The sequence below is a fragment of the Hymenobacter rigui genome, assembly GCF_003944715.1.
GTDB lineage: Bacteria > Bacteroidota > Bacteroidia > Cytophagales > Hymenobacteraceae > Hymenobacter > Hymenobacter rigui.
Genome location: NZ_RWIT01000019.1, coordinates 1 through 17,932 on the forward strand (window position 1 = coordinate 1; position 17,932 = coordinate 17,932).

Annotated in this window: 18 protein-coding genes; 8 read left to right on the top strand and 10 right to left on the bottom strand. The window is 60.2% G+C overall.

Annotation, left to right across the window (positions count from 1 at the left end; all coding sequences use genetic code 11):
* Positions 1 to 14: 14 nt before the first annotated feature.
* From EI291_RS20410 to EI291_RS20430, 5 genes are all read left to right on the top strand, one after another.
* On the top strand, positions 15 to 161 hold the full coding sequence (locus EI291_RS20410) for a hypothetical protein (RefSeq protein ID WP_240635622.1): 147 nt from the start codon (positions 15 to 17) through the stop codon (positions 159 to 161).
* 95 nt (positions 162 to 256) lie between these two features.
* On the top strand, positions 257 to 2,596 hold the full coding sequence (locus EI291_RS20415) for a xanthine dehydrogenase family protein molybdopterin-binding subunit (protein WP_125424138.1): 2,340 nt from the start codon (positions 257 to 259) through the stop codon (positions 2,594 to 2,596).
* Between the two features lie 211 nt (positions 2,597 to 2,807).
* Positions 2,808 to 3,164, top strand: coding sequence for a cyclophilin-like fold protein (locus EI291_RS20420; protein WP_240635621.1), 357 nt, complete (start codon positions 2,808 to 2,810; stop codon positions 3,162 to 3,164).
* Positions 3,165 to 3,391: 227 nt separating this feature from the next.
* A complete protein-coding gene (locus EI291_RS20425; protein WP_170172743.1) occupies positions 3,392 to 3,919 on the top strand; it encodes a cupin domain-containing protein in 528 nt (175 codons plus the stop codon).
* A gap of 227 nt (positions 3,920 to 4,146) precedes the next feature.
* Positions 4,147 to 4,908 (top strand): hypothetical protein, encoded by a 762-nt coding sequence (locus EI291_RS20430; RefSeq protein WP_125424140.1) that lies wholly within the window; start codon positions 4,147 to 4,149, stop codon positions 4,906 to 4,908.
* Positions 4,909 to 4,977: 69 nt separating this feature from the next.
* Here the strand turns inward: EI291_RS20430 and EI291_RS20435 are convergent, their stop codons facing one another.
* From EI291_RS20435 to EI291_RS20445, 3 genes are all read right to left on the bottom strand, one after another.
* Positions 4,978 to 6,714 (bottom strand): M14 family metallopeptidase, encoded by a 1,737-nt coding sequence (locus tag EI291_RS20435; RefSeq protein ID WP_125424141.1) that lies wholly within the window; start codon positions 6,712 to 6,714, stop codon positions 4,978 to 4,980.
* A gap of 284 nt (positions 6,715 to 6,998) precedes the next feature.
* Positions 6,999 to 7,433 (bottom strand): DoxX family protein, encoded by a 435-nt coding sequence (locus tag EI291_RS20440; RefSeq protein WP_125424142.1) that lies wholly within the window; start codon positions 7,431 to 7,433, stop codon positions 6,999 to 7,001.
* Positions 7,434 to 7,553: 120 nt separating this feature from the next.
* Positions 7,554 to 8,249 (bottom strand): hypothetical protein, encoded by a 696-nt coding sequence (locus EI291_RS20445; RefSeq protein WP_125424143.1) that lies wholly within the window; start codon positions 8,247 to 8,249, stop codon positions 7,554 to 7,556.
* Between the two features lie 154 nt (positions 8,250 to 8,403).
* Here EI291_RS20445 and surE point away from each other — a divergent pair, with 154 nt between their 5' ends.
* On the top strand, positions 8,404 to 9,273 hold the full coding sequence (gene surE / locus EI291_RS20450; protein WP_125424144.1) for a 5'/3'-nucleotidase SurE: 870 nt from the start codon (positions 8,404 to 8,406) through the stop codon (positions 9,271 to 9,273).
* 62 nt (positions 9,274 to 9,335) lie between these two features.
* On the opposite strand, the gene EI291_RS20455 is transcribed toward surE, so the two are convergent.
* The 4 genes from EI291_RS20455 to EI291_RS20470 form a co-directional block, all read right to left on the bottom strand.
* Positions 9,336 to 9,521, bottom strand: a complete 186-nt coding sequence (locus EI291_RS20455) for a hypothetical protein (RefSeq protein ID WP_125424145.1) — start codon at positions 9,519 to 9,521, stop codon at positions 9,336 to 9,338.
* Positions 9,522 to 9,585: 64 nt separating this feature from the next.
* A complete protein-coding gene (locus tag EI291_RS20460) occupies positions 9,586 to 9,867 on the bottom strand; it encodes a hypothetical protein (protein ID WP_125424146.1) in 282 nt (93 codons plus the stop codon).
* Between the two features lie 92 nt (positions 9,868 to 9,959).
* Positions 9,960 to 11,288, bottom strand: a complete 1,329-nt coding sequence (locus EI291_RS20465) for a sensor histidine kinase (RefSeq protein WP_125424147.1) — start codon at positions 11,286 to 11,288, stop codon at positions 9,960 to 9,962.
* Between the two features lie 124 nt (positions 11,289 to 11,412).
* Complete coding sequence (locus tag EI291_RS20470; RefSeq protein WP_125424148.1) at positions 11,413 to 12,099, bottom strand: response regulator transcription factor; 687 nt, start codon at positions 12,097 to 12,099, stop codon at positions 11,413 to 11,415.
* Positions 12,100 to 12,228: 129 nt separating this feature from the next.
* Between EI291_RS20470 and EI291_RS20475 the strand changes: the two genes are divergently transcribed.
* Positions 12,229 to 12,942 (top strand): TIGR04283 family arsenosugar biosynthesis glycosyltransferase, encoded by a 714-nt coding sequence (locus EI291_RS20475; protein WP_170172744.1) that lies wholly within the window; start codon positions 12,229 to 12,231, stop codon positions 12,940 to 12,942.
* Between the two features lie 15 nt (positions 12,943 to 12,957).
* On the opposite strand, the gene EI291_RS20480 is transcribed toward EI291_RS20475, so the two are convergent.
* The 3 genes from EI291_RS20480 to EI291_RS20490 form a co-directional block, all read right to left on the bottom strand.
* Positions 12,958 to 14,517: an ABC transporter permease/substrate-binding protein gene (locus EI291_RS20480; RefSeq protein WP_125424150.1), complete on the bottom strand. Its 1,560-nt coding sequence runs from the start codon at positions 14,515 to 14,517 to the stop codon at positions 12,958 to 12,960.
* Positions 14,514 to 15,554 carry an ABC transporter ATP-binding protein gene (locus EI291_RS20485; RefSeq protein ID WP_125424151.1) on the bottom strand — a complete coding sequence of 347 codons (1,041 nt, stop codon included), beginning with the start codon at positions 15,552 to 15,554 and terminating at the stop codon, positions 14,514 to 14,516. The genes EI291_RS20480 and EI291_RS20485 overlap by 4 nt, the downstream gene beginning before the upstream one ends.
* Positions 15,555 to 15,644: 90 nt before the next feature.
* Complete coding sequence (locus EI291_RS20490) at positions 15,645 to 17,075, bottom strand: T9SS type A sorting domain-containing protein (protein WP_170172745.1); 1,431 nt, start codon at positions 17,073 to 17,075, stop codon at positions 15,645 to 15,647.
* 260 nt (positions 17,076 to 17,335) lie between these two features.
* Between EI291_RS20490 and EI291_RS20495 the strand changes: the two genes are divergently transcribed.
* Complete coding sequence (locus EI291_RS20495; protein ID WP_125424153.1) at positions 17,336 to 17,902, top strand: SixA phosphatase family protein; 567 nt, start codon at positions 17,336 to 17,338, stop codon at positions 17,900 to 17,902.
* The last annotated feature ends 30 nt before the right edge of the window (positions 17,903 to 17,932 follow it).

Below are 17,932 nucleotides of genomic sequence, written 5' to 3' on the forward strand. Positions count from 1 at the left end.
CCGAAAAAGCCCTGGTGGGCCAGCCCGCCACGGAGGCTACCTTCCGGGCCGCCGCTGCCGCTGCCTTACGCGGGGCCCAGCCCCGGGAGCATAACCGCTTCAAGGTGGAGCTGGCCCAAAATACGCTGGTGCAAGCTCTGCTGAAAGTAGCCGGCGCATAACGATTTGGTGCGGCACACAAGCCAGCGTTGTGACCCATTGGCCTTGCTCAATTTACTCAGTATCCCCCCCTTGCCTAACCAGGCGCCTCTTTCTTATGGATAAAGAACCGGCATTCTTCGAAACCAACCCGCAGGCGGGTGTGGTGGGCCAACCGCTCAGCCGCGTCGACGGCCGGGCCAAAGTGACGGGTCAGGCCAAGTATTCGGCCGAGTACAACCAACTGCCCGGCCTGGCACACGCCGTCTTCAAAACCAGCGACGTGGCCAAGGGGCGCATCACCGGCTTCGATGCCAGTGCCGCCCAGCGGGTGCCGGGCGTGCTGGCTATCCTTACCCATCAGAACCTGCCCCAGCCCGCGGTGTCGCCCAACACCCCGGAGGGCAAAAAAATCATCGGTATGGGTGTGCAGATGGGCTTTCTGCCGCTGACCTCCGACCAGATCTACTACGCCGCCCAGCCCGTGGCCGTGGTGGTGGCCGACACCCTGGAGCACGCCCAGCACGCCGCCGCGCTGCTGCGCGTGCAGGTGGCGCCTGAAGCCCCTACCGCTTCGTACCAGGACCCCAAAGCGCAGAAATTTGACCCCAGCCAGGGCAAGGACTCGGGGGAGGGCCGCGGCAAGGCCGCAGCGGCGTTTGCCAGCGCCCCCATTCAGCTGTCGGCCACCTACACCCACGCCTTGAACCACCACAACCCCATGGAGCCGGGTGCCACCACGGCGCACTGGGAAGCCCCGGACCGGCTGACCGTGTACGATACGGCCCAGGGCATGGCCTGGATGCAGAAGTCGCTGAGCGTGATGCTGGGCCTGCCCGCCGACCAGGTGCGGGTAGTAACCAAGTTTCTCGGCGGCGGCTTCGGCTGCAAGGGCAGCACCTGGCCCCACACCACCCTTACGGTGCTGGCCGCCAAAGCCGTGGGCCGGCCGGTGAAGCTGGCCCTCACCCGCCCGCAGATGTTTACCGGCATGGGCCACCGCGAAGACCAGGAGCAGACTCTGCGCCTGGGTGCAACCAAGGAAGGCAAGCTGCTGGCTTTGCTGCACGAAAAGACCTCGACGACCTCACCCTGGGACGATTATGCCGAAACCAACGCCAAAATCATTGGTATGCTCTACCAGTGCCCGGCGTTTGAGGCTACCTCGCAGCTGGCGCGGGCCAACGTAATGACCAGCACCTACATGCGCGCGCCCGGCGAAGCGCCCGGCTCGTTTGCCCTGGAAAGCGCCATGGACGATTTGGCCTACCGCGTGGGCGTGGACCCGCTGCAGATTCGGCTGCTCAACCACGCCGACAAAGACCCGAGCACCGGTAAGCCCTGGAGCAGCAAGAGCCTGAAGCAATGCTACCAGCGCGGAGCCGAGCTGTTCGGCTGGAGCAAGCGCAACCCCCAAAACGGCCAGACCCGCGACGGCAAGCTGCTGGTAGGCTACGGCATGGCCACGGCCAGCTACCCCGTGCACAGCGGGCAGGGCAACGCGCGCGTGCGCCTCTACGCCGACGGCCACGCGGTGGCGCAGGCCGCCGCCACCGACCTGGGCACCGGCACCTACACCGTCATGACGCAGGTAGTAGCCGACGCACTGGGCCTTACGCCCGATAAAGTGCGCTTCGAGCTGGGCGACACCGTGCTGCCCACCACCATCATCTCGGGCGGCTCCATGGCCGCCGGCACCGTCTCGTCGTCGCTGTACCTGGCTGCGCAGGACGTGTGGCAGAAACTTATCAAGATGGCCGTGATGGACGCCAAGTCGCCGCTCTACCGGGCGAAGTCCGCCGACGTGGAAATGGTAAAGGGCCGCCTGCAGCTCAAGGCGTCGCCCGGCAAGGGTGAGGACTTCGCGGCCCTGATGAAGCGTGCGGGCCTGGACGATGTAGAAGGTATGGCCACCGGCCGCTACGGGGCGGGCTACGAATCGGCTCAGGCGGCCCTGAATGCCAAATCCGATGACGCGGGCAAAGATGACGCGGGCCAGCACAGTATGCATTCGTTCGGGGCGCACTTCTGCGAGGTGCACGTGGACCCCGAACTGGGCACCGTGCGGGTAAAGCGCTGGGTAAGCGTTATTGCTGGCGGCCGCATTCTGAACCCCAAAACGGCCCGTTCCCAGATTATGGGTGGGGCCATCATGGGCATCGGGGCGGCGCTGATGGAAGGCACGCACCGTGACGCGCAGTTTGCCCGCTACACCAACGCCAGCCTCGCCGACTACCACATTCCCGTCAACGCCGACATCCCTGACATAACCGTGGAGTTCATTGATGAAAAAGACCCCTACATCAACGCCATGGGTGTGAAAGGCATCGGCGAAGTCTCTATTGTGGGTACCTCGGCTGCCGTGGCTAATGCCATTTTCCACGCTACCGGCCGACGCTTGCGCAGCTTACCCATCACCCCCGACAAAATACTGGAGGCGATGCGCCAGCCTTCCTAGTTCTTTGAACGGTATAGCCATTCCATTGAATGCTGTAATGTTTTCAGCAGAAGCGGTAAGTAGATTTACAGCACTGAAATACTCGGTTTCTATGTTAAGCACAGCATCGTATCTGACTGTGAGCGGATGGCTATTCAAGCTGTCAGTGCTTTTCGGCGTAGCGGGGGCTTGCAAATCGGCGGCCGACGTTGTACCGACTACTTCCGACACTATGAGCCATCAACTCCGCATCAAGGTGGGAGCCGAAACCTTTACGGCTACTCTGTTGAGCAATCCAACCGCTACGGCTTTCAAGGCCCAACTACCGCTGACCGTGTCGATGACCGAGTTGAACGGCAACGAGAAGTACTACGACCTGGCGCAGGCGCTGCCCACCAATGCCACGAACCTCGGTACGATTCAAAATGGTGACCTGCTGCTGTACGGCTCCCGCACGCTGGTGCTGTTCTACGAGTCGTTTCATACCTCATACAGCTACACCCGCCTGGGCCGAGTTGATAACCCAGCGGGCCTGGCTGCTGCCTTAGGCACGCGCAACGTGACGGTGACGTTTGAGCTGCAGCCATAGAAGGCCAAACGACTGATAAAACAGCAGAATACAGCAAGCAAGTAGTGCCCGTGGTCATAGCTGGCCACGGGCATTCTGTTTGTTGCTCCTTTGCAATAGCGCAGCTGAATACGTACCGGAGTAGTATACCACATGATCGGGTGAATAGATTGACTATCAGGCTAGTGAAGTCTAATTTAAGGTTCACTCTAGGATCAACTGGTATGCAACGTCGTTCTTTTCTGCAGTTGACTTTGGCCGCGCCAGCGCTGGCCTATAGCCTGCCTTCAATTGGAGCAGGGACCCGTTTGCCCAAAAAAAGCGTGCTGGTGCGGGCCGGGCAGGACCGCACAGGCCAGCCCTTTCAGTTTCTCGAAGCCACCTTCACCGTCAAGGTTTCCGGGAAGGATAACGGTGGTGCCTGCGTCATATTTGACACGGTTCGCCCTGAGAAAGTAGGTCCGCCACTGCACGTTCACAAGCAGTTGGATGAATGGTTTTACGTGCTGGAAGGGGAGTTTAAGTTTCAGGCGGGTGAGGACACTATGCGGCTGCGGGCCGGCGACTCCTTATTTGTGCCGCGTGAAATGGCGCATGCTTTTGTGAAGACGAGCGAAGGAGTAGCCCGTCTTATTGTGATGCACCAGCCGGCCGGCACCATGGAGGAGTATTTCCGGGCGGTGAGCAAATTGCCGGACCAAAGCCCGGAAGCCCGAAAAAAAATGGCCGCCGAACATGATACGCTGCTCATCGGACCGCCTTTGAAACCGGACTAAATGATAGTGAAGGCCCTTGTAGAGCGAGTGGGCAGCAGCAAACGGCATAGTAACGCGTAAGCAGTGGAAAAAGGAAGGTTCAGCAGCCGGATGCTGCCCGACCAGCAAGCCGGCTTTTTGACTACTTTGCCTGCGCCAACCCAACGGCTGGTTGGTGTTCTGTCCTTCCTGGTTCTGCCATGACCTGCCACCCGCTATACCGGCCAACGCTTCCGTTGTTCGTCCTCTTGTTTGTCTGCTCTTTCTCCAGCTTCGCTCAGCGTGGAGGAGAGGGTTTCACCCAGCAGTTCAACCGGGCCACCGTGCTGCTGAGCACCGGTGATACGCTTACCGGCCCCGTAATGCTGCACCGCACCGAGGAAACCCTTACCATGAGCCTGCCCGATAATACCGTGCGCACCCTGCCCGCCGTGAACGTGCAGAGCTTCGCGGTGCAGGGTGAGCGGTACGACCAGAGTCGGGAGCGGTTTTACTACGACGACTTCTACGCCATGCGGCAGGGCTACTACTACGGTAACCCGCTGTATACCCTGCCCGTACCCCGCCGTCGGGAGCGGCCCGATACGGCCCTGGTGCGCGTATTCCGCACCTACCGCTGGAACCGTGGCAATGACTACAGTGACTTCCGGGCGCCGGGCTTTTTTGAGCAGCTAAGCAGCGGGCCTATTATTCTGCTGCGGCGTGAGGGGCTGGTGCAACGCCCCGTAACCTCCAGCGCGGGGCCCTACGGGTACGGTGGCTACGGCTACGGCATGCCCGGCCGCACTGTGGGCTATTACACCGATGTAAAAGACTCCTTTTTTCTGGGTCTGCCCGGCGGCAGCGTAGTTGCGCTTCGCAATCCTAAAAAGGACCTGCTGGCCTATTTTCGGGATACTTCGCGCCGTATCGAGCAGTACGCCAAAGACAATAAGCTCAGCTTCACCGACGCCCGCGAGCTGGCCTACATCGTCAACTATGCCAACTCTCTGAACGCCGGCAAGCAGTAGGCCGCAAACCTGAAAAGCCCTTCATTCCGGGCCGGGGAATGAAGGGCTTTTCGGGTAGTCAGATCAATTTTATAACACCCGCAGTACGGGGTAGCGCAGGTGGCTGGTTTCGTAGTGGTCAGATTGGCGGTAGACCCAGTCTAGCTGGGCGGCGGCGCTGGCGGCGAAGGCGGGGTCCTGCTTTTTCTTTTCTTCCAGCTGAGCACGCAGCTCGGGCCGGCGACGCAACAGGTCGGCGGCTACATCTTCAAAAACATAATCGGAGAAATATTCCTTCTGCTGCAGGATGCTGTCGAAGAAGCCCCAGGCAAAGAAGGAGTCGGTAGCCTGCGGCTCCAGCGTTTCAATGAGGTAGCGGGCCGCCGGCTGATTCAGGGTAATGATGTAGTCGCCGCGCAGGAAGGAGCGGGGCTGTTGCACGGTTCGTACCTGCACCTGCGTGTGCAGGTAGTGACCCTCGTAGGGGCGCGGACCGGTTTTGTAATCCTGGATGTAATAGGTTTCGCCGTTGATAACCGTATCAGCCGACAGCTGCCGCATCTGTACGCCGGAAAGGCGCAGGCGTTCCACTACCTCGCCCCAGGCCTGGGGCAGCACGTAGGCACGGGGCCGCTGAACCGTGGTAGTGGCCCGGAAGGTGTTGTAATACGGAATGGACTTGGTGTAGGGGGCCTGCCGGTCGTAGTACAGGCGGGGCAGGCCGCTCACCTCACTGGGTTTCAGCTTGCCGGCATAGCCCCGGAAGGTTAACTGCTCGGCCTGGGTGGTGTCCAGCTTCCAGCCCAATGCAAACTGTTGCTGCGCCTGGGTTTGGGCCGCCGCCGCCGTGCGCGCCTGCGCAATAGCGGGGCCATCCTGGTGCACCTGGCGGATAAGCAACTCCAGAAAATCATACGTGGCGCGGACCCGGGGCGTGTAGGTTTTGAGCATGTGGGTTTCCGTGACAAACCCAATGGTATTGAACAGGGTGGTGTAGCCGGTAGAATAGCGCGGGGTTTCCAGGAAGCCCACCAGGCCCCGGGCGTCGGGCGTGCGGCCTTCAAAATCAACGTAGGGCGTGAGGTACCACTTTTTCTTGTCCATGCCACCGTAGAGGGCCGGGAGCAGCCGCTGCTGCATATACTCGCTCAGGGCCGGGTGCAGCTTGTTCTTTTGAGTAGCAATGAGCGTCATAGTGTACTGGTAGTCGGCTCCGTTGGAGGTGTGGGTGTCCACGTACACATCGGGCTGCCAGCGCTGGAACAGCTGAGCAAACGTGCGGGCATTGCGCGAGTCCTGCTTGATGTAGTCCCGGTTCAGGTCGAGGTTGCGGGCGTTGCCCCGGAAGCCATAGCTTTCCGGCCCGTTCTGGTTGGTGCGGGTGGTGGAGTTGCGGTTAAGCGAGCCATCCACATTGTATATCGGAATGAACACCAGCACCACGTCGCTGAGCTGCCGGCGCAGGTCTTTTTTCTGCACGTAGTCGCGGGCCAGCATCATACTGGCGTCAATACCCTCCGGCTCGCCGGGATGAATACCGTTCTGAATGAACACAATACGCCTGCCCTTGGCCCGCAGCGAGGTCGGCTCAAAATCCCCGTCCAGGGATACTACTACCTCGTGCAGTGGCCGGCCACTATCGGTCTGGCCCACTTCCCGGAGCTGAATTTCGGGGTAGGCCGCATCCAGCTGCTGGTAGTAGCTGATGCACTCGGCGTGGGTGGTGGTAGTATTGCCGTTGCCTTTCTCAAAGGGCGTGCGCCAGTCGGGGGAAGCGGAAGCGGTGGCGGTGGTCAGCAGCAGGGCGGAGAGGAAAACTGGGAGCATATACGCGGGTTAGTAGGGCCATAAGGACGCAATTTGCCCTCAAAGGTGGCGCACGAAAAGAAAAGTCATTCCGCATAGGATGCAGAATGACTTTTACAATGTCGGAATAAAGGCGTAGTACCCACTTCTCACATATGAACAGCGTGAGAGAGGCTATGTGGTTAATTTTTAGGCTTTTTGGGGAAATTGAGGATCCATACTAAGCGAGTAACGAGGAAGGCAACAAATCCACCCACCGAGCATATCAGGAGCTGCAAATAAGTAGTAGAATCTAAAAGAGGTAGTTAGTACAAGCGCCGCGGAGCCGGGAACAGTAGTTGGTCCACGCTGTAGCGCCCGGGACCAATAAAGGCCAAGCTCAGAAACAAAATGGCTGATTCCAGCGCGTGAGAGTAGGCGTTGAAGTCGTCGCCGCTACTCAGATGCATAATGGTAGCCATCAGCATGGTGCCCAGCAGAAACACGCAGGCTACCCGGAAGAATAGCCCGATGGCCACTAACTGGCCGCCTACCGCTTCGGCCGCCGCTGCCAGAAAGCCCCAGAAAGCTGGTGCGAAGTCCAAGCCAATCAGTTTCATTGTGCCGCCCACCTGGGTCCAGGCTTCCATACCGCCAGTCAGTTTAGGGTAGCCATGCAGGGTAAACATTACGCCAATGCCCACGCGGAGCAACAGAAGCCCCAGATCATGGGTGCGGTAGCGGTTTGCAAACAGAGCCATAGGCGGGCAGGGGGAGGGGCCGGAAACGGTTTGGTGCAACAATACGCATGTATCGGAATACAGCTGAGTCTGCCAAAGTACACTTTTTGCGGCGGAGTACAATCAAAGCCGCGCAACAGCTTACTTATACAGCAGTACCCCGGTAATGCGCGCTGCCGGCGGAATCTCGCTGGATTGGATCTGCTCCGGGGGCTTGTTGGGTAGGGAGTTGGGGTCGATAACCCAGGCCAGCTGCACCTCGCCCGACACCGCCGCCAGCCCTGCTGGGGTGTTGCGAATGCGCGTGAGGCCCAGGTTCTGACGGGCTGCTCCGAATGGTGAACCCACGCCAATACCCTCGGCCGTACGGTACTGCGACGAATAAATCCGGATGCGGCGCACCCGAAACCCGCCGGCCGAGTCGCCGATGAGGTGCAGGATGGTGGCCGGAGCTTCGGGGTGCTGCGCATCGCGCAGCTCGTAGGCAGGCAGGCGGCGGCCGTCCCGGTCCTGATAGGTAGTGGGGGTGAGCAGGTCGGCGGAAACTACGTTTTTCAGGCGCTTCTCTGTCATGCCCAGTCGTAGTCGGCCGGCTCGTCCGGGGCTGATGAGGTGCAGTGAGTCGGGGAGAGGGGCACCGGTTTCGGTGGGAGCAGCCGCGCCTTTGGCCACGGCCACCGAGCCAGGCGTGGCCGGCGACTCCCCATTGGCGGCCGTGAAGGGCGGGGTACCGGGGTCGGTGGCGGTTCGGGTAGTGGTGGGCGAGTCGCAGCCCGTAAGGCCGGACAGGAGCAGGGCCATCACGGAGACGGCAGCGGGCAATTCACGAAACAGCATAGCCCGGCTATACGCAGGCCGCCTACCAGATGTTGAAAACCCGGGCCCGGCTGTTGGCGTTTGGATACGTGAGGCAGGGCAGTGGCTGATTCCAGACCTGCCGGCTTACCTTCGCCCTGTTTTTTTCCATTACTCTTTCATTTTCCTGCTGCCCGTGTCTGCTGAACTTCGCAAGCCCCTGATTCTGATTTCCAACGACGACGGCATTACGGCACCCGGTATTGCCACCCTGGTGCGCGTGATGCGCCGTATTGGCGAGGTAGTGGTGGTAGCCCCCAATTCGCCGCAGTCGGGCATGGGTCACGCCATAACCATCGGCCATCCGCTGCGCCTAGATGCTAGCCGCATCTTTGAGGGCGTGGAGGCCTACGAGTGCAGCGGTACGCCCGCCGACTGCGTGAAACTGGCTAAGCACCACGTGCTCAAGGACCGACGGCCCGATCTGGTGGTGTCCGGTATCAACCACGGCTCCAACTCAGCCGTGAACGTGCTGTACTCCGGCACTATGTCGGCGGCTATTGAGGCGGCGGTGGAAGGATTGCCGGCCATCGGCTTCTCCCTGTGCGATTATGGCCATAATGCCGACTTCTCGCACACCGAGGAATGGATTGAGCACCTCACTCGGCAGGCGCTGGAGCACGGTATTCCGCAGGGAACTGCCCTGAACGTCAATATCCCCAAAAAATCGGCGGAGCCCATTGCCGGCGCCCGCCTGTGCCGGCAGGCGCGCGCCAAGTGGCAGGAGGAGTTCGACCTGCGCCATGATCCGCACAACCGCCCGTACTACTGGCTGATTGGCTCTTTTGTGAACGAAGACCACGGCCAGGATACCGACGAATACGCACTGGCCAACAACTACATATCCATTGTGCCCTGCCAGTTCGATCTGACGGCATTATACGGTCTGCGCGAGATGAATGCCAGCTGGCAACTCAGTCCCACACCTGCCGGACAGCAGGTACCTGCCCCCAGCCTGGGCAGCGCTGAACCGGCTGCCGGCGAGTCGGCTGAGGGGTTGGGATAGACCATTTTTGATCTGAAACAGGAAGTCCTCGGAGCTGCAACGTAGTTGCTTGCTCCGAGGACTTATTTGCTGATGGTACCGGCGGGCGAAGTTACCCGCTTCGGGTGGGCAAGGGGCACATGGCCCGGCTTGCGAACCACCGGCACGGCGGCCAGGTGCGGCGCGGTAGGAAGCGCCGGGGGCAGTAGCAGGCTAATCAGCCACAACAACCCCAGTAAAACCACAACCAGTAGCAGAAGTTTCTTCATGATGGGGTGGGAAAAACAGGCAAGTGCCCAAAACTACCCTGCCCCGAATGAAGGCTACGTGAACCTAGCGCTGCGTGGTGGTAGTATGAGTGCGGTGCGCCGCACTGCGCTTAGCCACGGCCGTTTTGCGCGTAGTAGCCGGTGCCGACGTGGTTACCGTGTGGGATTTGTCGGTGGCGTGGTAGTTGCCGCTGGGCGTGGCCACATCATGAGTTTTTACGGTGGTGCGGGTAGTGCCGGTCGGGGTTGATTTTGTGGTGGTGGCTGTCGTTTTCTGCTGGACTGCCTGGGCCTGTACTGAGGAGGCCGTAACGGCCAGGGCTGCTAAAATCAGAAGCTTTTTCATGATGCTGAGGGGATGGGTGAACTATATACTGGCTGTGTACGCAGCTCCCTATATCCGGATACATGGCTGCCCTGGTACTATCCCGAAAAACCTCACGAAAACAACAAGGAAAAGGTAGTTCCTTTGCCTTCGGTTGATTGTACGGTGAGTGGAGCGTTGTGAAATCCGGCAATAGTTTTGGCAATGGGCAGCCCCAGCCCATAACCTTCCGGAGCCGAAGCGCCCGCCTGAAACCGCCGAAACCGGTCGAAGAGGTGGGGCAGGTGCTGGGGCGCAATGCCCGGCCCGGTATCCGTCACCGACAGCCGGTAGCCGTCGGCCTCGGGGCGGCCCTGCACCGTAATGCTGCCGCCCCACCGGTTGTATTTGATGGCATTGCTGATCAGGTTGAACAGCAGCGTAAACAGCAGCGTACGGTTGGCCTGGCGCACCACGAAATCGGGTTGCAGGTCTTCCAGCAGCTTAATGTCGCGCTGGGCCAGCCGGTCATCCAGCTCATTGGTTACATCGGCCAGTACCGCCGCCAGTGATACCGCTTCGTCGCGCAGGTACTGCTCATTTTCGATGTTGGCAATCAGCAGCAGGGTTTTTACCGTGTTGCGCAGGCGGTACAGGGTTTTCTGCGACTCCACGATTTTCAGGGAGTGCGCGTGGCCCAGCTCCGGGTCCTGGAGCATATTCTCAAACCTCGACTGCAGAATGCTCACCGGCGTCAGCAGCTCGTGCGACACGTTGGACATAAACTCCCGCTCTTTCTCAAAGGCCGTTTGTACCCGGCGCATGGTTTCGTTCAGGCTGTCATCGAGCCGGCGAAAGTCGGTGGTAGTGGTTTCCAGGGGCTCATACGAAAAGCCTGAGGGGTGATGCACGCCCTGCAGCTTGCTGGTAATGAGGTGCTGCAACGGCCGCAGCAGGTAATGCGCAAACGCGGCATCGGTGGCAATGGTGAGCAACGCCCCAATTACCAGCACCCACAGGGCCATGCGGCGCAGCGTGTCCGTGAGCAGCTCCACCGTGGCCAGGGAGGAGCCAATTTCCAGCCGGTAGTTGCGGCCGTTGGTGGCAAACTGCTGGCTCATAATCCGGAAATCCTCAATCTGATTATCAACCTGCCGGGGCTCGTCGAAAATGCGGGGCGGATGCGGGGCATGGCTGCCATCGGGGGTGGGCGGCAGGGGAGTGAGGGTAATGTATTCCTGCTTGAGAATGTTGTAGTCGGCGTATTCCTCGCCCTGCACAAACGCCGAAATACCGTCGCGCTGAATCAGCTGCAGCACTTCTTCCCGCTTTTCGTGCAGACGCTGGTCGGTGTGCGCTACGGCCACCCGGCTCACAATGGGCGGAATCACCACGGCACCCAGCAGCACCAGCAGCAGCTTGGATAGCGCATTGAACAGGGCCAGCTTAGCTTCTAAGCGCATGACATTGAATTAAAAATTAAGAATTATGAATTAAAAATTACCCTGCCGACGGCGGCTTCTGAAAATGTGCTACAAGGCAAAGTGCAGCCTAACAGGTTATTTTTTAATTGTGAATTCACAATTTTCAATTGCTATCCGCCACGCGGTACCCAATGCCACGCACCGTTTCCAGAAAATCGGTGGGGGCGAACTGGCCCAGCTTCTTCCGGATGTTCTTGATGTGCACGTCAATGTAGTTGGAGTCGGAGTCGTCTTCCAGCACATTGCCCCAGAGGTGTTCCCCCAGTTGCAGACGCGTAAGCACCCGGTTTTTGTGCAGCAGCAGGTAATGCAGCAGGTCAAACTCCTTTTTGGTCAGCGAAACATCCTGGTCGTTGTAGCGGATGGTGCGGCCGGTGGCATCCAGCTGAAACCCGTTGCCAAAGTTCAGCTCCTGGCGCTTCAGCCCGAATTTGCGGCGCGTAATAGCCTGCATGCGGCTCTGCAGCTCCATCAGGGAGAAGGGCTTGGGCAGATAGTCATCGGCCCCCAGGTCGAGGCCTTTCACCCGGTCATCAATGGCGCCCCGGGCCGTGAGGATGATAAAGGATGCCTCCTGCCGGTCGTTGCGGCGGGCTTCGCGCAGTAAGTCCAGCCCGTCGCCGCCGGGCAGGCCCAGGTCCAGCAGCACGAAGTCGTAGCTGTTCACGAATATTTTCTCAGAAGCTTCGGCGTAGGTATAGGCTGAGTCGACGAGGTACTGGGATTGAAGCAGAAACTGGCGAACTTCCTGGTGCAGGCTTTTTTCGTCTTCAACAATGAGAACGTGCATAACGGGAGGGAAATGGCGTGGTGATGCTGCAACATACGCAGCCTTGCCGTGAAGGACGAATGAAGCCTATGCAGTTTCAACGGGTATCGGGCAACTGCGCTTACTTTGTGCCCCAACTGAACTCTGTGCGTGTTATTTGCTTCGCCGCTTTCTATCAGCATCATCCTGCCCACTTACAATGAGGCGGAGGGCTTGCCCGCGCTGCTGGCGTACCTGCAGGCAGAGTCCGATACCGGGGTGGAAATTCTGGTAGCTGATGCCGGCAGCCCCGATGGTACAGCTGTCGTGGCCCAAGCGGGCGGTGCGCGGGTGGTGCTGTGCCCGCAGCGCGGCCGGGCCGGGCAGCTCAACGCCGGGGCGGCAGCGGCTACCGGACGTATCCTCTATTTCCTGCACGCCGATACGTATCCGCCCCGGGGCTTTCCGGCGCTGATCCGGGCAGCCGTGGCGGCGGGGGTGGGCAGTGGGTGTTTCCGGCTGCGGTTCAACCAGCCGCACTGGTTTCTGCGGCTGAGTGCCTGGTTTACCCGCTTTGATGTGAATGCCCTCCGCTTCGGCGACCAAAGCCTGTTTGTACAGCGCACGGTGTTTGAGCAGGCGGGTGGGTTTCGGCCGGATCTGCAACTGATGGAGGACCAAGAGATTGTGCACCGGCTGCGGCGTTACGGCCGGTTCCGGGTGCTGCCGCAGTCCGTGACTACCTCCGCCCGCAAGTATCTGGCAGTTGGCGTGTACCGGTTGCAGGCCACATTTACGCTGCTGGCGTTGCTGTACTGGCTCGGCGTTTCGCAGGCCCGACTGGTGCAGCTGTACCGCCGTTTGATTCCCGCATCTGCTGCCTGATGCGCGCCCGCTTTGCTACTGCAGAAACCGACTCAGCTCCGAAATAGAGCTGATACCGAGCTGCCGGGCCTGCTGGCGGCGCATGAGCAGGGCATAGGTATTGTTGAAGCCTAGCGGCGCCAGCCACTCCAGCTGGTAGCGTTGCTGGTACTGTTTCCGTACGTACCGGAGCACCGTGGCCGGGTCGGAGCCCAGCGAATCAAGGGTTGCATTTGACGGCTGGATAACCACCAGCAGGCCGGTGCCGGTATACTCCGGGTACATATCAATGGCCCCGGTGCGCAGGGCTTCCGCGCAGATGGTCGTGCCGCCCAGCCCGGTCTTGGCTTCCACACCCAGGTTGGTGTACCCCCGAATCAGGGCGGAGTATAGCTCCGTGAGGATATACTGCTCGGCGAAAATTTTGGAGCCCAGCCGGATAGTAGCGCCCCGAACCGGCTGCGCTTCCTGCCAAAGGCCCCGCTCCCGCAAAAACCGGTGGGCCACCGCGCGAGGCGACTCATGCAGGTAATCGACGCGGTAGTTCAGGTCCGTCATCACCGAATCCGAGAGCTGCCCGGCCAGCCGGTTGAGGGCCGCGGCCAGCTCCGGGTGCTGCTGCAACACCTGCCGTCGTACCACCGGTACCGCCTGATAGGGCGGAAATGCGTGTCGGTCGTCGCGCAGGGTCAGTAAATTATAGGCCCGGATGCGGCCATCAGTAGAGTACCCGTCAATAATATCCACGTTGCCATGGCGGGCGGCCTCGTACACCAGCGCCGGAGCCAGTACCACGGAGACGGGGCGCAGGCCATACAGTTTCTGCAGACCCGGCAGCCCATCAGAGCGGCCCACAAACTCCGGGCTGAACCCGGCCAGCAGCTTAGTTGCAGCCCGGGGCAGCAGGTACAGGCCTGCCACTAGGGGCAGGCCCACCAGCAGAGCCCGGCCCGCCCACACCAGCCGCCGGCCCGACAGGCGCTGCGCCCCGGCCAGCACCGCATCAAACCCCAAAGCCAGCAACGCCGCTGGAATAGCGCCGGCCAGAATCATGGCGGGATTATTCAGGGCAATACCTCCAAAAATAAACTCGCCAAGCCCGCCCGCCGCAATGTAGGCCGCCAGCGTTGCCACGCCCACGTTGATAACGGCCGCCGTCCGGATGCCGGCCAGCAGTACCGGAAAAGCCAGTGGAAGCTCTACCTGCAGCAGAATCTGGGTATCGGTAAGGCCCAGGCCCCGGGCCGCATCCACCACGGCCGCATCCACACCGCGCACTCCTTCCAGCGTATTGCGCACAATGGGCAGCAATGAGTACAGGAACAGCGCCAGAATTGCCGGTACCGGCCCGATGCCCATAGCCGGAATCAGGAAGCCGAGCAGAGCAATGCTGGGAATCGTTTGCAGCACGCCGGCTAGGCCCAGTACCCACGGTGCCAGCCGTGGCCGCCTCGTCAGGAGCAGGCCCAGCGGCACGCCCACCAGTATACCCAGTACCAGGGAAGCGGCCGTGAGCCCAATGTGCTGCAGGGTTTGCTGCCCGATCTTATCGGCCTGCAGCTGCCAGAAAGCCAGCAGTTCGGTCAGGATCTTCATACGGTCTGGAGCTGCTGAACGGTCTGGGCAAAGGCTCCCATCAGAGCCGGGTAGGTGAGCGGAACCAGCCTATCCGGGTTAGCTGAGTCCAGCCCCTGTACCCATATTATTGATGGGGTTGAGGGCGTGCCGGATGAAGCTGAAATAGAGCTGAAATACTGCAATGCATCCTGAATTGATACTGTATGTGGTATAATATTACTATCTGATTTTAAGCTATTTAAAGAATGTTTTTCTATGCCTGATGCCTGGTGTGACAGTACGTCATGTAGGCGTAAAACGCGTAGCTGCAGGCTGAGGTAGTCGGCGGCAAAGAACTCCCGCACAAAGCTGTTGGCTGGGTGAAACAGCAACTCCCGCGGGGTGCCCAGCTGCTGCGGCTGCCCGTGGTTGAGCAGCAGAATTCTATCGGCCAGCTCGAAAGCCTCCTGTACATCGTGTGTAACCAGCACCATAGTTTTCTGCCGCAGCTCGGGCAGCTCCCGGAACTCCCGGCGGATGCTGCTGCGCGTAATTGGGTCAAGAGCCCCGAAGGGCTCATCGAGCAGGATAATGGGTGGGTCGGCGGCCAGGGCGCGGGCCAGTCCCACGCGCTGCTGCTGCCCCCCCGACAACTGGTGCGGATACTGCCCCGCAAAGCGCGCGGGCGGCAGGTGCAGGCGGGTGAGCAACTCCTCAGTGCGGCGGGTAATCTGAGCTTCATCCGCTTTCAGTAAGCGCGGCACAATGGCTACGTTTTCGGCTACGGTATAGTGGGGCAGTAGGCCCACCTGCTGAATCACATAGCCAATTCTTCGCCGCAGCTGTTCCGGCGGGAGCTGGCGTACATCCTGCCCGTTCACATGTACGGTGCCGGTATCGGGTTCCACCAGGCGGTTCAGCATGCGGAGCAGCGTAGTTTTGCCGCACCCGCTGGGGCCCAGCAATACCAGCGTTTCCCCGGCTTGCAGCGCAAAGGAAACGTCCTGCACCACAGGCTGTGCCCCGTAGCTGCGGGTAAGATTTCGGACTTCAATTACGGGGGAAGTTGGGGCCATACTACCGTCAAGATAACTGCAATTCAACCAGAAAGGCCTTCCCGGACAGGGAAGGCCTTTCTGGTTGCTAACCGGAAATGGACCGGCTGGTTATTCTTTTATCACTTTCAATACGGTCAGTTGCCCATTCACTACCACGTTGGCCAGGTACAGACCAGCGGGCAGAGCCGACAAATCGGTCAGCTCCAGCACCGCCGACTGACCCAGCTCCTGGCTGAAATCGTGCGTGTACACCACCCGGCCCGTCAGGTTGGTAAGCTGTACGCTGGCTTGCGTGGGAGCTGTGCCCAGGCTGCTAAGCACCAACTGCAGCTTTTCCCGGAACGGGTTCGGGGCAGTTGTTACGCTGATGTTCCGGCTCTGGTCAGCGCCCGCCCGGAGTGTCAGAACGGAGGTATACGAACTGGTCCCGTCCTGGTCCACCTGCCGCAGGCGGTAGTAGCGGGTGCCGGCATAGGTGGTGGCATGCCGGTAGGAGTAGTGTCGGGGCAGGGTGGATGACCCGGCCGCTGCCACTTGGCCTATCTGTCGGAACGTCTGCCCGTCCTGGCTGGCTTCCACCTCAAAAGCAGCGGAGTTAACCTCCTGCGCCGTATTCCAGGTCAGCTCCGTGCCGGTGGCCGTGGCCCGGCCCGTGAAGGAAGTCAGCGTCACGGGCAGCGGCGGGTTGAAGAAAGTAGCCGTCCGGGTGTTGTACGCCACAAAGGCCAGGTCACTGTTGCCGCTCAGCAGCACCCGGAATTTCCGGATGTTGGCCACGTTGCTGCTGGTAATTCCGAAGGCGCTCAAATCAGCCGCCCACAGCCGCAAATCCCGGTCCGTCTGCCTAAAACCGGCCGTCAGGGACATCGGCCGCTGTGACGCCTCGTAAAAGTCAGCCGTCCAGCTGCCTACCGGGCTAATGTTCGTGAACGTCACCGTCACCGTATTACCAATTACCTGATTGTTGGCATCCAGAAACTGGTACTGGTCCTGAGAGCCGGCCGGGTCGGCAATCTGCGTCACCAGAATATCCGGCGTGCCATCACCCAGGGAGCTAGCCACTACATCAGAAATTGTAAAATCGAGGGTGCCGCTGGGTACGTTGGCGGCCCCGGTTCCCAGGTTGAGGCCATTGCGCCCGTCGCGCAGATAGAACGGAATGTCGTTGGCCGGGGGTGGCGAGCTGGCACCGTTTGCCACGTTATCATACAGCTCCCCCAGGCCTACTTTGGTGTTGCCGCCCACGTTGCCACTGAGCGCCAGTACGGGCAGCGCTTTGAACTCACTGGCCGTAAACACCAGGTTTTGCGTGCGGAGCAGGGCATCATCAACCCCGGTGGAATACCGGACCCCATTCAGCGAAAAGGCCAGCAAATCGTGCGAGTTGTTGGGCTTGGTCGGGCTTTTGGCCGTTACGGAGCTCTGCCAGAAACCACCAAAGCTGGTCACCACTTCCGTCACGTTGTTGACGGTTTGGGCCCTTGCGCCCACAGCACTGCTGAGGATAGCGGCAGTAAGGAAAGTAAGTTTTTTCAACATAAACAGGTGTAAAGCAGGAATAGAAGCAGTAGGGAGAGACTCTCCGATAAGTACCCACTGCATTTGCCGGATAGTCTGTCTGTGCAAAATTATGGCATTTTAAAGTTAGATTTATAATCCAGCGTGAAAATCAGTGCAATAAGTTTTGTGCCGAGTGTGCCTTGTCTCACAGGTGCAGGAGCCTTCGGTTGGGAGTGTAGTTGCAGGCCGCCGGGATTCTGCCTTGTTTTGGGCATTCACTACTCCGTTACTTCTGTGCCATGAAATTTCCCGGAAAACCTGCGTTCTGGCTACTCGCCCTGCTAGGGTTGCTGATGGGCAGCAACTGCAGCAACAAAGCATTGCAGGCGCATTTCGCCCGGGGCCTAGACACGCACATCTACATCGTGCGCCACGCCGAGAAGGAACTGACTCCCGGCCTGCCCGACCCGCCGCTTACCGCTGCCGGCCAGCAGCGGGCCCTGGCGCTGCGCGACACACTCCGGCGCAACTCCATGCTTAGTGGCATTTTCAGCACCGCAACATTGCGCACCCGCAGTACCGCCCAGCCCTTGGCCGATACGCGCAAGCTGACCATTCAGCCCTACGATGCCAAAAAGCTACCCGACCTAGTGGCCCTGATCCGGCGCGAGTACCGGGGGCGCACGGTGCTGGTGGTGGGTCACTCCAATACCATTCTGGAAACTGTAGAAGCCTTCGGGGCTCCTCGCCCGGTGCCTGTAGTGGTTGATAATGAGTATGATTACCTGCTGGAAGTAACTCTGCCGCGCGACTCTACCCAGGCGGCTACCGCCACCGCCCGGCGCTACGGGGCCACCAGCCGGTAAGCGCGACTTCGCTTTTCGCTGCGGTTTCCT